13 protein-coding genes are annotated in these 16270 nt (G+C 57.1%); all 13 read left to right on the top strand.

The features are described from left to right. Positions 1-9 precede the first annotated feature (9 nt). Positions 10-1293, top strand: a complete 1284-nt coding sequence (gene livM, locus L579_RS03140; RefSeq protein ID WP_036624910.1) for a high-affinity branched-chain amino acid ABC transporter permease LivM — start codon at positions 10-12, stop codon at positions 1291-1293. After that, complete coding sequence (locus L579_RS03145) at positions 1286-2161, top strand: ABC transporter ATP-binding protein (RefSeq protein ID WP_021182821.1); 876 nt, start codon at positions 1286-1288, stop codon at positions 2159-2161. Before livM ends, L579_RS03145 begins: the two co-directional genes overlap by 8 nt. Continuing rightward, complete coding sequence (locus tag L579_RS03150; protein ID WP_021182822.1) at positions 2154-2906, top strand: ABC transporter ATP-binding protein; 753 nt, start codon at positions 2154-2156, stop codon at positions 2904-2906. The genes L579_RS03145 and L579_RS03150 overlap by 8 nt, the downstream gene beginning before the upstream one ends. A gap of 114 nt (positions 2907-3020) precedes the next feature. Further along, positions 3021-4433, top strand: coding sequence for an EmmdR/YeeO family multidrug/toxin efflux MATE transporter (locus L579_RS03155; RefSeq protein WP_021182823.1), 1413 nt, complete (start codon positions 3021-3023; stop codon positions 4431-4433). Positions 4434-4678: 245 nt separating this feature from the next. Continuing rightward, complete coding sequence (locus L579_RS03160) at positions 4679-6310, top strand: ABC transporter ATP-binding protein (protein ID WP_021182824.1); 1632 nt, start codon at positions 4679-4681, stop codon at positions 6308-6310. Positions 6311-6437: 127 nt separating this feature from the next. Continuing rightward, complete coding sequence (locus L579_RS03165) at positions 6438-6911, top strand: MarR family winged helix-turn-helix transcriptional regulator (protein ID WP_021182825.1); 474 nt, start codon at positions 6438-6440, stop codon at positions 6909-6911. A 132-nt stretch (positions 6912-7043) separates the two neighbouring features. Then, on the top strand, positions 7044-8375 hold the full coding sequence (locus L579_RS03170; protein WP_021182826.1) for an NAD(P)/FAD-dependent oxidoreductase: 1332 nt from the start codon (positions 7044-7046) through the stop codon (positions 8373-8375). A 51-nt stretch (positions 8376-8426) separates the two neighbouring features. After that, complete coding sequence (locus L579_RS03175; RefSeq protein ID WP_021182827.1) at positions 8427-10109, top strand: peptide ABC transporter substrate-binding protein; 1683 nt, start codon at positions 8427-8429, stop codon at positions 10107-10109. Between the two features lie 55 nt (positions 10110-10164). Continuing rightward, on the top strand, positions 10165-11115 hold the full coding sequence (locus tag L579_RS03180) for an ABC transporter permease (RefSeq protein ID WP_021182828.1): 951 nt from the start codon (positions 10165-10167) through the stop codon (positions 11113-11115). 9 nt (positions 11116-11124) lie between these two features. Beyond that, a complete protein-coding gene (locus L579_RS03185) occupies positions 11125-12009 on the top strand; it encodes an ABC transporter permease (RefSeq protein WP_021182829.1) in 885 nt (294 codons plus the stop codon). 11 nt (positions 12010-12020) lie between these two features. Continuing rightward, complete coding sequence (locus L579_RS03190; protein ID WP_021182830.1) at positions 12021-13343, top strand: NAD(P)/FAD-dependent oxidoreductase; 1323 nt, start codon at positions 12021-12023, stop codon at positions 13341-13343. A 102-nt stretch (positions 13344-13445) separates the two neighbouring features. Beyond that, positions 13446-13613, top strand: coding sequence for a hypothetical protein (locus tag L579_RS24000; protein WP_021182831.1), 168 nt, complete (start codon positions 13446-13448; stop codon positions 13611-13613). Positions 13614-13936: 323 nt separating this feature from the next. Beyond that, the gene (locus L579_RS03195) at positions 13937-16216 is read left to right on the top strand and encodes a catecholate siderophore receptor Fiu (RefSeq protein ID WP_036624912.1); all 2280 of its coding nucleotides are present in this window, start codon (positions 13937-13939) and stop codon (positions 16214-16216) included. The last annotated feature ends 54 nt before the right edge of the window (positions 16217-16270 follow it).

Consider the following 16270-nt stretch of genomic DNA (forward strand, 5'->3'; position numbering starts at 1 on the left):
GACGCCGAAATGAGTGCAATGACGCAATCTGTGGATGTGCGCCAGTCGCTGCTGGATTGTCTGATGGCCGGGCTGGTGGCGCTGGTGGTGTTTGGACCGATCGTCGGCGTGGTGCTGGATGGCTACAGTTTTCATCTGTCGCCACTGCGGGTCGCGCTGCTGGTGGGGGTGGTGATGGTGGGGCGACTGCTGCTCAGCCTGTTGCTGCAAACTCCGACCGGACAACGCTTCGCCCGCAAGTTCGAAGGCAGCGATGACGGGGTATATGTCCGTGAGCCGGGCCACCGCTCAGCGCTGCGCTGGGTCCTGCCGCTGGTGGTGGTGCTGGCGTTGGCCTTTCCGTTCCTTTCCAGTAAATACCTGCTGACGGTAGCGATCCTGGGGTTAATTTATGTGTTGCTCGGCCTCGGGTTGAATATCGTGGTGGGGCTTGCCGGGTTGCTGGACCTCGGTTATGTGGCGTTTTACGCCATCGGCGCTTATGGTCTGGCGTTAGGTTATGAGTATCTCGGCCTGGGTTTCTGGAGCATGTTGCCACTGGCGGCCTTGATGGCGGCCTTTGCCGGGGCGCTACTCGGTTTTCCGGTGCTGCGGATGCACGGTGATTACCTGGCGATCGTCACCCTCGGTTTTGGTGAAATCATCCGTTTGATCCTCAACAACTGGCTGGCCTTTACCGGCGGTCCCAATGGTGTCTCGGTGCCGGCACCGACCTTTTTTGGTCTGGAGTTTGGCCGTCGCGCACGCGAGGGCGGTGTCCCCTACAACGAGTTTTTCCATCTCGACTACAACCCGAACATGAAGTTTATCTTTATCTATGTGGTGCTGGTTCTGGTGGTGTTGTTGGTGTTGTGGATCAAACATCGCCTGACGCGTATGCCGATTGGCCGCGCGTGGGAAGCGCTGCGCGAGGATGAGATCGCCTGTCGCGCAATGGGGTTGAATCATGTGCTGGTCAAGCTGTCGGCGTTTATGCTCGGCGCATCCACCGCCGGGATCGCCGGGGTGTTTTTCGCCACCTATCAGGGCTTTGTCAATCCAACCTCGTTCACCTTTTTTGAATCGGCGCTGATCCTCGCCATTGTGGTGCTGGGCGGGATGGGGTCGACGCTCGGCGTGGTGCTGGCGGCTTTTGTGCTGACGGTCGCCCCGGAACTGTTGCGCAGCTTTGCCGAATATCGCGTGTTGTTGTTTGGCATGTTGATGGTGCTGATGATGATCTGGCGACCGCGTGGCCTGGTACGTACCGCGCGCGTGGGTGTACCGCTGCGTAAAGGAGTGCGCCATGAGTGATGCGATTTTGCAGGTGGATAACCTGATGATGCGCTTCGGCGGTATTAAGGCGCTGAACGACGTCAGCCTGGCGGTGGAGCGGGGTTCGGTGACATCGTTGATCGGCCCGAACGGCGCGGGTAAAACCACGGTGTTCAACTGTCTGACCGGTTTCTATCGCGCCACTGGCGGGCGCATCACCCTTAACGCCAATCAGCGATCGACCGATGTGATCCAGGTATTGGGACAGAAAATTCATCCCGGTGACTGGCTGCATCCGGCGCGGCTGGGTTCACGTATCTGGTACAAAATGTTTGGTGGCGCGCATCTGGTGAACCGCGCCGGGCTGGCGCGTACCTTCCAGAATATCCGCCTGTTTCGTGAGATGTCGGTGGTGGAGAACCTGCTGGTGGCGCAGCATATGCAGGTTAACCGTCAACTGATCGCTGGCATCCTGAATACCCGTGGTTATCGCGAAGCGGAGAATCGCGCGCTGGACCGGGCATTTTACTGGCTGGAGAACGTTGACCTGGTGGGCAGCGCTAACCGACTGGCGGGCACCTTATCTTATGGGCAGCAGCGGCGACTGGAGATTGCCCGCGCCATGTGTACCCGCCCGGAGCTGATCTGCCTGGATGAACCGGCGGCAGGCCTGAACCCGGTGGAGACCGAGGCGTTAAGCCAGATTCTGCATCGGCTGCGCGCCGACCATCGGATCAGCGTGTTGTTGATTGAACACGATATGCCGATGGTGATGCGTATCTCCGATCATATCGTGGTGTTGGATCACGGCGACGTGATTGCGCAAGGCACGCCGCAGCAAATCCGTCATGACCCACGGGTGATTGCCGCCTATCTCGGCGCGGAAGAGGAGGATGACCATGTCTGAACCGATGCTGAGCTTTGAACAGGTGGACGTATTTTATGGCCCGGTGCAGGCACTGAAGCAGGTGTCGCTGACGGTTAATGCAGGCGAAACCGTGGCGCTGATTGGTGCCAACGGGGCGGGTAAATCGACGCTGCTGATGTCAATTTTCAGCCAGCCGCGCATCGCCGCTGGCGAGATCCGCTTTCGCGGCGAGGCCATCAGTCACCGCTCCACCCATTTTATCGCCGCCAGTGGTATCGCGCAGGCGCCGGAGGGCCGGCGCATCTTCCCTGATATGACGGTGGAGGAAAATCTGCTGATGGGCACCATTGCCATCGGCGACCGCTTTGCGCGCGAAGATAAGGATCGCATGTATCAGCTGTTTCCCCGACTGCTGGAAAGGCGTAAACAGCGCGCGATGACGCTATCGGGCGGTGAGCAGCAGATGCTGGCGATTGCCCGTGCGTTGATGAGCCGCCCGAAATTGCTGCTGCTGGATGAACCCAGCCTCGGGCTGGCACCGTTGGTGGTGAAGCAAATCTTCGCCATCCTGCGTGAGCTGACGCAGCAAGGCATGACGCTGTTTCTGGTGGAGCAGAACGCGCGCCATGCGCTGCAACTGGCGGATCGGGGTTATGTGATGGTTAACGGCGAGATACGACTCAGCGGCAGCGGCGAGGAATTGTTGCATAACGAGGAGGTGCGCAGTGCCTATCTGGGAGGCGCAGTCGAACATCCTGCCGCCTCGGGAACAAAAAGTTTGTAATAATGATTAAATGTTGACGGGAAACATTTTGCATAATTGTTAGCGTCCTATCATTATTATTCTTCTTGTCCAAAGTGATTTGGTATTCCCTTGCAAAATCCTGGCGTAGCAGTGATGCGTGCGATCAGAAATACGGCGTGGTATCCGAAACGCCGTTCTTATCGCACGCTGTTATGGCGTGAAATCACGCCGCTGGCCGTGCCCATCTTTATCGAAAACTTATGTGTGATGCTGATGGGCGTCCTCAGTACCTTCCTGGTCAGTTGGCTGGGTAAAGAAGCGATGGCAGGCGTAGGTCTGGCCGACAGCTTCAATATGGTGATCATCTCATTCTTCGCCGCTATCGATCTCGGCACCACGGTGGTGGTGGCGTTTAGCCTTGCCAAACGCAACGGCAAACGGGCGCGCGCGGCAACCCGCCAGTCGCTGGGATTGATGACGGTGCTGGCGTTTGTGCTGGTGATCGCCATTGAGGTTTGGGGCCACCTGATCATTGATGTGATTGCCGGGAGCGCCGAACCCAAGGTCAAGGAGCTGGCGCTCAGCTACCTGCAAACCTCGGCGTGGAGTTACCCGGCGGCAGCGATTGCCTTGATTGGCAGCGGGGCGCTGCGTGGGGCGGGGAATACCAAAATCCCGATGCTGATTAACGGCGGGATGAACATTCTCAATATCGTCATCAGTACCGTGCTGATTTATGGCTGTCTCGGTTGGGAAGGGTTGGGCTTTATTGGTGCCGGGCTGGGGCTGACTATCTCACGCTATATCGGGGCGATTGCGGCGATTTATGTGCTGTATCTCGGTATCAACCCGGCGCTGAAAATCTCCATCCAAAGCTACTTCCGACGCTGGAACTACGGCATTTTGATGGAGGTGCTAAGTATCGGTGTTCCGGCCAGTATCGAGTCGGTGCTGTTTAACGGCGGTAAGCTGCTGACGCAGATTTTTGTCGCCGGGATGGGAACCAACGAAATCGCCGGTAACTTTATCGCTTTCTCCATCGCCACGCTGATTAACCTGCCGGGCAACGCCCTGGGGTCGGCGTCGACCATTATCACCGGCAAACGTCTTGGGCGTAACCAGGTGATGCAGGCGGAACGGCAAATCAAACATGTATTCTGGCTGGCGATGATTGGCTTATGTAGCCTGGCGGCGATTACCGTGCCGATAGCCGGGTTGCTGGCGAAGTTCTATACCCGCGACCCGGAGGTGATTTCGGTGACCAAACACCTGATCTGGCTGAACGCCGCGTTTATGCCAATCTGGACCGCCTCCTGGGTGCTACCTGCCGGGCTGAAAGGTGCACGCGATGCGCGTTACACCATGTATGTCTCGATGTTCAGCATGTGGGGCGCGCGCGTGGTGGCCGGTTATCTGCTTGGCATTGTGCTGGGTATGGGGGTGATTGGCGTATGGCTCGGCATGTTCCTCGACTGGACCGTGCGCGGTATCTGCTTCTGGTGGCGTCTGACCAGCGGCAAATGGCTGAATAATTATCGCCGGATGATCGCCAAAAGCGGGGGGTAATCTTTGTTAATGACGCGCGATAAATCGCGCCGCTACAGTATGTGCTATCTTTTGTAGCGGCGCGATTTATCGCGCAGATAAGTCGGATGCAAAATAAGTAAAACCTATTATTTACTCTCAACCTTTCTGTGTCATTTTCCCTTCTTAATTTAAAAATTAAATTCATCCTGCTGGTCAATTCCGTTATTTAACCGCTGGCTTAGATACTGAAAAAATTATTTTTCTGTGCAACCAGGAGCGTCAATATGGAAAAGCCTGACAACATCGCCCCATTATTTTCCGTGCGCCAACTTTCGGTGGCGCTGCCCGCCGGGATGGACCGTCGCTATGCGGTGGAAAATCTCAGCTTTGATCTGTGGCCGGGAGAAATTCTCTGCATTATCGGTGAATCCGGCTCGGGCAAATCCGTGACCGCCCATGCTGCTATGGGCCTGTTACCCAAAGCCCTGCGCGTGCAGGGTGGCGAGATCCTGTTGCGCGGCACCAATCTGCTGCAACAAACGCCGGAACAGTTGCGCCAGCTCCAGGGCAAAACCCTCGCCATCATTTTCCAGGACCCGCTATCGTCCCTCAACCCATTGATGACCATCGGCGAGCAGATCGCGGAGGTGATGCTGGCGCACAACGTTGGCACTGCCGCGTCACGCCAGCAAAAAGTGCTGGCGCTGTTGGAAGAGGTGGGGCTGCCGGAGCCCGATAAAATCCAGCATCAACATCCGTTTCGCCTCTCCGGCGGGCAGCGTCAGCGGGTGATGATCGCTATGGCGCTGGCGCTCGACCCCGATGTGCTGATTGCCGATGAACCCACCACGGCGCTCGACGTCACCACACAGGCACAAATTCTGCGTCTGATTCGTGGCCTGCAACAGCGCAAGGCGATGAGCGTGATGTTTATTACCCACGATTTTGGCGTGGTGGAAGAGATTGCCGATCGGGTGATTGTGATGGAGAAGGGCCATATGGTGGAGTCCGGCCCGGCGCAGCAGGTGCTTAACGCGCCGCAACATCCCTATTCGCAGAAGCTGATTGCCGCCGTGCCCCGCATGCATGCCGGGGAAAAAGACATACGCAATACGCCAACGGTATTGCAGGTGAAAAACCTGGTAAAAACCTACCGCAGCGACGGCGGCTGGCTGAGCCGCAGCCGCGAAGTGAAGGCGCTGAACAACGTCAGCTTCAGCCTCAATAAGGGTGAAACTCTTGGTATTGTCGGGGAGTCCGGTTCGGGCAAATCGTCGCTTGGGCGGGTGCTGCTGAAGCTGTTGGCGGCCGATAGTGGCGAAATCCTGTTTGATGGCCGTGATATCCAGCCAATGAAAGAGAACGAATTCCGCCCGCTGCGCCGCTATATCCAGATGATTTTTCAGGATCCGTTTGCCTCGCTCAACCCACGTCACACCATTGGCACCATTCTTTCGGCTGGGCCGCTGGCGCTGGGTGGCATGACACCGCACGAAGTCGAACGCAAGGCGAAACAACTGCTGCAACGGGTTGGGCTGGATGCCAGTGCCTGGAACCGCTTCCCGCATGAGTTCTCCGGTGGCCAGCGCCAGCGTATCGGCATTGCGCGTGCGCTGATGTTCGATCCGGTACTGCTGGTGGCTGATGAGTCGGTGTCGGCGCTGGATGTGTCAATTCAGGCACAGGTGCTGGAATTGCTGCGCAGCATTCAACAGCAAACCCAGGTGGCGATGATTTTTATTACCCATGATTTGCGCGTTGCCAGCCAGATTTGTGACCGCATCGCGGTGCTGTTCAAAGGTGAAATTGTCGAGCAGGGCACACCACAGGCGGTGTTCCGTGAACCGCAGCATCGCTATACCCAACAGTTGGTTAGCGCCATTCCCGGTCATGCCGAAGAGCGGGTGGCATCTTAAGTGAAATTGGAAAAAGCTATGACAAAAGTCGTTGTCATTGTCCACTATCTCACCAATACTGGAGGAAAGTTTGTACTGCCCTAATCCCTTCTTCTGAGACGTTTTTTTCAGTTATGTGGAGCGCAGAATGACAAAACCAGCCGTACCTGCCGTTCCGCAACAGGCCACCGACGTGGATTTGGGACCCTTGGGTAATATGCTGAGTTTTTACATTCGCAGCATCAATATCGCCGTGTCGCGCGACCTCGACCAGCAGCTGGCCGGACTCGAAGTGGCGCGCGGCACCGGCAAAATCAGCACCCTGCTGGTGGTGGACCGCCACCCCGGTATTCGGCCTTCGGTGATTGCCGATGTGATCCAGCGCGACCGTTCCGCTATGGCGCGCCTGCTCGACCAGATGGAACAACAACAGTTGCTGAGGCGCGAAGCTGATCATAGCGATAACCGCTCTCAGGCATTGTTTCTTACCGAACATGGTCAGGCGCTGGCACAGCGTGTACGTGAGCTGACACAGCTACAGGAAGATCGTTTTTTTCAACGGCTGACGGCGAGAGAAAAACAGACCGTCATCCGTTTATTAAAAAAAGTCTTACAGCCGTAACGCAGTAATAAAATCGGATAATTACGGTGGGGGAGAAATTAATTTTCCCCGCATGGTGAACTGTTGCCGAAATATCGCTGCGTGCGTCTGATGTCGGAAATTAATAACCGTCAATAACCTGTGGGAATAATTATGCCAGGTCCGTTTGTAGTACCCGTGCACGGCGATGTGACATTACCGGAAAAAGTCGATGTGGTGGTGATTGGCGGCGGCATTATTGGCTGCGCTACCGCGCTGGAAATTGCTGAGCAGGGCGTCAGTGTCGCGCTGTGCGAAAAGGGCGGCATTGGTCATGAGCAGTCAAGCCGCAACTGGGGATGGGTGCGACTGGCACGGCGTGATCCGCGTGAAGTGCCGCTGATGGCTGAATCGCTGCGACTCTGGCAGCAACTGGATCAGCGTTTACAGGCGGATACCGGTTATCGGCGTGCAGGCATCACCTTTAACTGTGCTAACGACCAGGAGTTCAGTGAACTGCAAAACTGGTCGCGCCATATGGATGGCACCGGCTTTCGTGCTGAGATGCTGGATCGTGACGGGGTCGCGCAACGGTTTCCCGGCCATAAAGTGCAGGGCGTTGGTGCACTCTACACCCCGGATGATGGCCGCGCCGAGCCGCAGAAAGCGGCCCCGGCCATTGCCGAAGCGGCGCGTCGCCACGGTGCTCATATTCTGACGGAGTGCGCGGTGCGCGGCATTGAAACCAGCGGTGGGCGGATTTCCGGGGTGGTAACCGAACGCGGTGCCATCGCCTGCCAGACGGTGGTGCTGGCAGGAGGCGCCTGGTCCAGTTTGATGGCACAACGTTTTGGCCTGTTTCTGCCGCAGCTCAAGGTATTAAACAGCGTGGTGCGCACTGAGCCACTGCCCGGTGGCCCGGAAGCGGCATTCTGGACACGCGATTTTGCCATTCGCAAACGTCAGGACGGCGGCTACTCCATCGCCTCCGGTCATGAAAGTGAAGTGGATATTGTGCCGGACAGCTTCCGCTTTGCGCGTAACTTCCTGCCTGCGCTGCGCCATGAATGGGGTTCGCTGCGGCTGCGGCTGACCGGACGTTTCTATGACGAGTGGCGGATGGCACGCCACTGGCATCTGGATGAACCCAGCCCGTTTGAGTACTGCCGCGTACTGGACCTGCCGCCGTCGAAAAAACTCACCAATAACGTGCTGGAGCAACTGAAGCAGCAACTGCCGGCGCTGGCCGGACTGAAGGTGGCGCAACGCTGGGGCGGATGCATCGATGTGCTGCCCGACGCCATTCCGGTGATTTCCCATGTTGACCGCTATCCCGGCCTGGTGATGGCGACCGGCTTCTCGGGTCACGGCTTTGGCATTGGTCCGGGAGCCGGGCGTCTCACCGCCGATCTGGTGCTAAACCGCACGCCAGTGGTGGACCCGAAAGCGTTCCGTTTTTCACGTTTCACTGATGGTTCGAAGATTGAAATTATGACCGGCTACTAACTCTGATTGCCGCTGCGCGGCGTTGTGTTTCTGTTCACCTGAGGAAAAACGATGAGTGATAAGTTTGCAGATTCCCTGCCAAAAATTTCCCGTCGGCAGGCGCTGGTGTATCTGGCCTCCGGCACCGCCGCGATGGCGCTGCCAGGGCTGTTTGGCAGCAATGTCGCACGCGCGGCGATGACCGGGGCGGCCGGTAGCGGTGGACAGATGGTGGTCGGATTCTCGCAGGAACCGACGGTGTTCAACCCGTTGATGCCGCATATCGAGGTGGATGACGGTCTGCATTTCAGCCTGTTTGATCCGCTGTTCGGCGTTGATGAGAAAGGTAACTTCACCCCGGCACTGGCGACCGAAGTGCCAACCCAGGCCAATGGCGGCATCTCTGCCGATGGGCTGAATTTTCATCTCAAACTGCGCGATGGCGTGAAGTGGCACGATGGCCAGCCGTTCACTGCGGAAGACGTGAAGTTCACCCTTGAGTTGCTGGTGGACCCGAATTTCCGCAGCTGGAGCCGTTCCGGACATGAACTGGTGCGTGATATCACCATTGTCTCACCGACTGAAATCAAATGGCGGATGGAGAAACCCTATTCGCCTTACACCTCGATCCTCGCCGCCACCTTTATCATTCCCAAACACGGCTTTGCCAACGTGCAGGACAAAAACACCGCGCCGTTTAACAGCGCGCCGATTGGCACCGGGCCGTTCAAGTGGCAGCAGCGCGTGCCGGGCGATCATATCGAACTGACCGCTAACAAAGAGTACTACGGTGATGGACCGAAGCTCGACCGTCTGATTTATAAGTACATCCCGGATCTCAACGTGATGTATACCCAGTTTGTCTCTGGCGATATCGATATCGCCGGGTTGCAGTGGATTTCAGCCGACCACTACGACGAGGCGAAAAAATTACCGGGGAAAGTGGTGGACGTATTCCAGAGCGCCACCATTGAGAACTTTGCGTTTAACCTCGCCCGTCCTCAGTTCCAGGACCCGGCCGTGCGAGAGGCGTTGTATTACGCCATTGATAAACAAACCATTATTGATGCGCTTTACTACGGACTGCCGAAACCGACCGAAACCTATATGCCGCGTCAGTCGGCCTATTTCAACGCCTCCCTCCCGGCACACGAATTCAATCTCGACAAGGCCAAAGCCCTGCTGGATAAAGCGGGCTGGAAACCGGGAGCGGGCGGTATTCGCGAAAAGAATGGCGTCAAACTGTCGTTTACCAACTCCACCACCGCTGGCAACCATCTGCGCGAACAGATGCAGCAGTTTATGCAGCAGAGCTTCCAGGAGATTGGTGTGGAGATGAAGATTTCCAACCTGCCGCCGGCGGTGATGTGGGGGGATTACTGGATGCTGTCGAAGTTTGACAGCGCCATTGTCGGCCTGAATTACCTCACCGGCTCTGATCCCGATACCGCCACGTATATGCGTTCTGATGCCATCCCGGCGCAGGGGGGCGCGGGGCAGAATGTGTTCCAGTACAAAAATCCCGAAGTGGACAAACTGCTGGCGCAGGGCAGTGCCGAGTTCGCGCCGGAGCAACGCAAAGCGGCTTACCTGCAAATCCAGTCGCTGGTGCGGAAGGACATGCCATTCCTGACGCTGTTCAGCTTTGCCAACGTGCGCGGGCACAAAGAGGGCGCGGAGAATATCACGCCCAACATCAACGTGCGTATCGATAGCTGGAACGCCAACACCTGGTACTGGGATAAGAAAGCCTGATTCCATTCACAACGTGCGTGACGGGCAGGAAGCCGTCACGCCGGGGAGGAGAGCCGTGGGCGCATTTCTGTTACGACGTTGCGGTCAAAGCATCATTTTGTTGTTCCTGGTATCCATTATCGGTTTCGCTGCCCTCAATCTGGCACCGGGCGGGCCGTTGTCGCAATACGCCTTAACACCGGGGATGACCCAGGAGGCGATGCAGCGTATCGCCACACAGATGGGGCTGAACCGCCCGTTGCCGGTGCAATATTTCGACTGGCTCAGTCATCTGCTGCGCGGTGACTGGGGGCGTTCATATCGCGACGGTCAGCCGGTCCTGAGCATCATTTTTTCGCATCTGCCGGCGACGTTGTTGCTGATGTGCACCTCGATGGTGTTCTCGATCGCCATCGGTGTGTGGATCGGTATTCAGAGCGCCATCAAGCGCGATAGCCTGTTTGATCGCTTTGCCACTATGGGCGCGATGGTGGCGTTGTCGATTCCGACCTTCTGGTTCGGGCTGGTGGCGATCTACTTCTTTGCCCTGAAGCTGCAATGGCTGCCCGCCGGGAATATGTACACGGTGGGCGATGGTTCGCTGCTGGATGTGCTGCGCCATCTGGTGTTGCCGGTGCTGGTGCTGACCTTTGTTGATGTGGCGATCTGGAGTCGTTATATGCGCACCGCCACGCTGGAAGTGATCAATCAGGATTTCATCAAAACCGCGCGGGCCAAAGGGGTGCCGCCACGTCGCGTGCTGCTGAAGCATGTGGTAGGCAATGCGCTGTTACCGATGATCACCCTCGCCGGGATGCAGCTGCCGACCATTCTGGGCGGCGCGCTGGTGGCGGAGACGGTGTTTACCTGGCCGGGCATGGGGCGTCTGTTTCTCGATAGCCTGGGCTACAGCGATTATCCGGTGGTCATGGGGCTGCTGATGTGCTCGGCAATTCTGGTGCTGATAGGCAACCTGCTGGCGGATGTGATCACCGCGCTGGTCGATCCGCGTATTCGTCCCGCTTAAGGAGGCAAGATGGCATCTTCTGTGATTACGCCGCCGGTAACGCCTGTGCGCTGGCTACGCAACCGCACCTTACAACGCTTTGTGCGCCATAAACTGGCCTGCGCCAGCTTGTTGCTGATTATCCTGATGGCGCTGGCCTGCGCGTTTGGCCCGTCGCTGCTGCCGTTTGATGACTTGCATATTGACCTGCGTGCACGCTTCGCACCGCCGTTGACTGGCTGGCACTGGCTCGGTACCGATCCGCTCGGGCGGGATTTACTGGCGCGCCTGCTGATGGCCGGGCGTATTTCGCTGCTGGTGGGTTTCTTTGCCATGGTGCTGAGCATCATGCTCGGAACCCTGGTCGGCATTGTGGCCGGCTACTACGGTGGCCGTGTCGGTGCCGTGTTGATGCGTATCGTCGATGCCTTTCTGGCCTTTCCCAGCGTGTTTCTGTTGCTGGCGCTGGCGGCGTTTATCAAGCCCGATCCGGCAATGATCACGGTGATTATCGCCGTCACCAGTTGGATGGAAGTAGCGCGTATCGTTGAGGCCGAGGTGCGCTCGTTGCGTGAACGCGAATACATCCTGGCGGCACGGATGCTGGGGCTTTCCGGGCGCTGGATTATGTTCCGTGAGCTGCTGCCGAATGTGGTCGGGCCGATTATCGTGGCAGCCACGCTGACGGTGGCGCGCGCTATCCTGCTGGAAGCCTACATCAGCTTTCTCGGTTACGGTATCCAGCCGCCGTTGCCCAGTTGGGGCAATATGCTGAACGGCGCGCAGCAGTATCTGATCCGTGCGCCCTGGCTGGCGCTGGTGCCGGGCATCGCCATTACGCTGGCGGTGACCTGCTTTAACTTCATTGGTGATGGGCTGCGCGATGCGCTGGATGCCCGCAGCGACAAAGAGTGAGGTGATGCGCAATGGCCCGATTCTCCCCGTTCGAAGATTCGTTGTGGTTTGCCACCGCAGCACCCGCGCCTGACTTGCCCTCCTTGCAGGGAGAACATCGCGCGGATGTCTGCATCGTGGGTGGCGGTTATACCGGGCTGACCACCGCGCTGACGCTGGCAAAACAAGGCGTGAAGGTCATGCTGCTGGAAGCTCAGCAGGCTGGATTTGGTGGCTCCGGGCGCAATGCCGGGCACTGCACCCCAACGTTTACCCATTTCTCGCTGCCGGAACTGCGTCGCTTGCTGGGTGAGCCCTGGGCCGAGCGGTTAATCAGACGTCAGACCCAGGCCAATCACCAGGTCAGCGCGATGATCCGCGATTATCACATTGATTGTGAATGGCAACAGAACGGCTATCTCCAGGCGGCGGCGCGACCGGGTGCGATGAAGTTGATTGAGGAAAAAGCGCGTCAGTACAACGCGGTTGGGGCGCATACCGAAGCGGTGGATGCGGCGCAGGCGGAGCGCATCAGCGGCAGTCCGCGTTTTTATGGTGGCTGGTTTCATCATGAAGGGGGACATCTTAATCCGCTCGGCTATGCGCGTGGTCTGGCGCGGGCCGTGGGGCAGGAGGGCGGCGAAGTTTACTGTGCCTCTCCGGTTAGCGAGGTGAAAAAGCAGGGAACAGCCTGGCAGGTGATCACACCACAAGGTCATGTGCTGGCAGATAAAGTGATTTTCGCCACCGGGGCGTACACCGTGGCCGGCTGGCCACAACTGGAACAGAGTTTTCGCATCATGCGGGTGTTTGTCGCCGCCACTCAGCCACTGGATGCGGCACTGCGCAGCAAGGTATTGCCACTAAACACCACTATTCATGACGGTCGTGGTGATATCTATGTCTACAAATATAACCAGCAAGGGCGCATCGTCGCCTCAATGTTCCCGATGGGGCGGCGTGGGCGCGAGATGAATTATACCCATCAGGTGATGAGCGATCGCCTGCGCTGGCTGCATCCGGCCATCGGGCAGCCGCTGCGCTGGGACTATTTCTGGTACGGCGAGCTGGATATGCAGCAACGAACCATTCCGCGTTTATATCAACTGGCACCCGGCGTCGTGGCGCTGACGGGCCTCTCTGGGCGTGGCGTACCGACCGGCAGTATGCTCGGCGGCATTCTGGCGGAGTGGGCGCTGGACATGCCCGCGAGCGAGTTGGCACTCAAGATTGAACCGTTGCATAAAGCGCCGTTCTGGATGGGTTTTGGCCCGCAATTGACGTTGCGTTATTACCGCGCGCGGGACTGGCTGCGTTGTCGCATCGAAGGTGCTGCGCTGCCCCCGCATGCCTGACGTTATATGCAATTTGTAGCAATGAAGCGCAGAACTTCTTGTTTTGGTTATATGGTGGATTGCGTTTAACTGACAGGGTCAAACATTTCTGGAGAACTGCCGATGAAAAAGTTACTGCTACAGTGGTTTAATCGCCTGGTAGAGCCACAGTCTGCCGGGGTCGAACAACACGAGGTGGATTTCAGTAAACATATTGAGCTGCTGATCCCGGTAAGCCAACTGTATGGTATTGAATTCCATCCGACGGTTTACCGTTACTATGAAAGATGAATGCTTCCATCTGTGATGACGCGCGATAAATCGCGCCGCTACGTATCGTTCGAAACCGTAGCTGCGCGATTTATCGCGCTTTTTTTTGCCCATTTCTGACGAATTTCTGCACATTGTTTAAATAATTCTTACAAACCCTCCTCACTTCCTTCAATTGTATTGAATTCGTAATGTTAGCGTAAAGAAATGTGTTTCCTTAGCGTTGCGCTCATGCAAAAATACGAAAGTAAATGATAACCATTCTTCTTATCATTTGAGGTGCGGGCCATTTTGTACGGCCCGTTGTGCGCGTCAATAACTACAACGAACCCACACTTTTCAAAATGGATAAAAATCGCAACCTGCCATTTGGCAGCTTTAACTCGCTGACCTTGTTTACCGGGCTGTGCATCGGGATCTCGCCAGCCGCCGCGCTGGCCGCAGACAACACCACCAAAAAGAACGACGATACCCTGGTGGTGGAGGCGCAAACGCCTTCACTCTATTCTCCTGGCGTATCCGCCGATCCTAAATTTACCCAACCGCTGGTGGATACCACCCGTACCATCACGGTGATCCCTGACCAGGTGATTAAAGATCAGGGTGTGAATAACCTGACTGATGCACTGAAAAACGTACCGGGTGTCGGGGCGTTTTATGCCGGGGAGAACGGCAGTTCATCGACCGGCGATGCGGTGTATATGCGTGGCATGGATACCTCCAACAGCATCTACGTTGACGGTATCCGTGATATTGGCAGCGTGACGCGCGATACCTTTAACACCGAGCAGGTGGAAGTGATCAAAGGCCCGTCAGGCACCGACTATGGCCGTAGCGCGCCGTCCGGCTCCATCAACATGATCAGCAAACAGCCGCGCCTTGATACCGGCCTGGATGCGTCGGTCAGCGTGGGTAGCGCCTGGATGCGTCGTGGGACACTGGATTACAACCAGGCGATCAGCGATAACGCTGCGTTCCGCCTCAATTTAATGGGTGAAAAAACCCATGATGCCGGTCGCGATAATATCCAGAATGAACGTTATGGCGTGGCACCCTCATTGGCGTTTGGCCTTGATACCTCCACTCGCCTGTACCTCAATTATCTGCACGTTCACCAGAACAACACGCCGGACGGCGGCATTCCGACCATCGGGCTGCCGGGCTACTCTTCGCCTACCGCAGCGTCCTCAGCGCTGAATACCTCTGGCAAAGTCGCGACCAGTAACTACTACGGCACCGATTCAGATTTCGATAAATCCACCACCGATACGGTGACCATGCGTTTCGAGCATGACCTGTCGGATAACACCACCATCCGTAACACCACGCGCTGGTCACGGGTGAAGCAGGAGTATCTGCTGACGGCGGTGATGGGCAGCACCATTGGCATGCCGAACCCGAACGATGTCAGCACCTGGACCTGGACGCGTAACGTCAACCTGAAAGACGTCAGTAACCGCATCCTGACCAACCAGACCAATATCACCTCGAAGTTCTTTACCGGTTCGGTCGGGCATGATGTCAGCGCCGGGGTCGAGTTTACTCGTGAGAACCAGACCAACTACGGTGTCACTCCGATTACCGCACCTGTCGTGAATATCTACCATCCGATCAGCAGCATTTCGCTGGGTGGGTTGAATCGCAACGGTGCTAATGCCAACGGCCAGACCGACACCTTTGGTATCTACGCCTTCGATACGCTGGCGATCACCAAAAACTTTGAGCTGAACGGCGGCATTCGCCTCGACAATTATCACACCGATTATGACAGTGCCACCGCCTGTGGCGGCACCGGACGTGGTGCGCTGGCCTGTCCGGCGGGCGTGGCGACCGGTACGCCGGTTACCACAGTCGATACCGCGAAATCAGGCAATCTGGTCAACTGGAAAGCCGGTGCCCTGTATCGTCTGACCGAGCAGGGTAACGTCTACGTTAACTACGCGATTTCCCAGCAACCGCCGGGTGGCAGCAACTTTGCGCTGGCTGCGGGTGGCACCGGCAATAGCGCCAACCGTACCGATTTCAAACCGCAGAAAGCCAAATCCAGCGAAGTGGGCACCAAGTGGGAAGTGTTGGATAAACGTTTGCTGTTGAATGCGGCGCTGTTCCGTACCGATATTGAGAACGAAGTGTCCGCCAATGACGATGGCACCTACTCGCAATACGGTAAGAAACGTGTTGAAGGTTATGAGCTGTCGGCCACCGGCAATATCACCCCGGACTGGCAGGTGATCGCCGGTTATACCCTGCAACATGCTTCTGTCACCGAGGGCGCCAGCGTGGCGCAGGATGGTTCATCGGCGCTGGCGTATACGCCGAAGCACGCCTTCACCCTGTGGACCAACTATCAGGCCACCGATGCGCTGTCAGTGGGAGCCGGTGCTCGTTATGTTGGCAGCCTGCGTCGCGGTAGCGATGGTGCGGTGGGCACGCCAGACCACACCGAAGGATACTGGGTAGCAGACGCGAAGCTGGGCTATAAGGTGAATAACAACCTTGATTTGCAGCTTAACGTGTACAACGTTTTCGACACCAACTATGTTGCCTCCATCAACAAGAGTGGTTACCGCTACCATCCGGGTGAGCCGCGTACCTTCCTGTTGACGGCTAACGTGCATTTCTAAACGGCAGTAGCGGCGCGATTTATCGCGCTGTTTTAGGTTGATTGCGCGATAAAT

The organism is Pantoea sp. AS-PWVM4, from assembly GCF_000468095.1.
Lineage (GTDB): Bacteria > Pseudomonadota > Gammaproteobacteria > Enterobacterales > Enterobacteriaceae > Pantoea > Pantoea phytobeneficialis.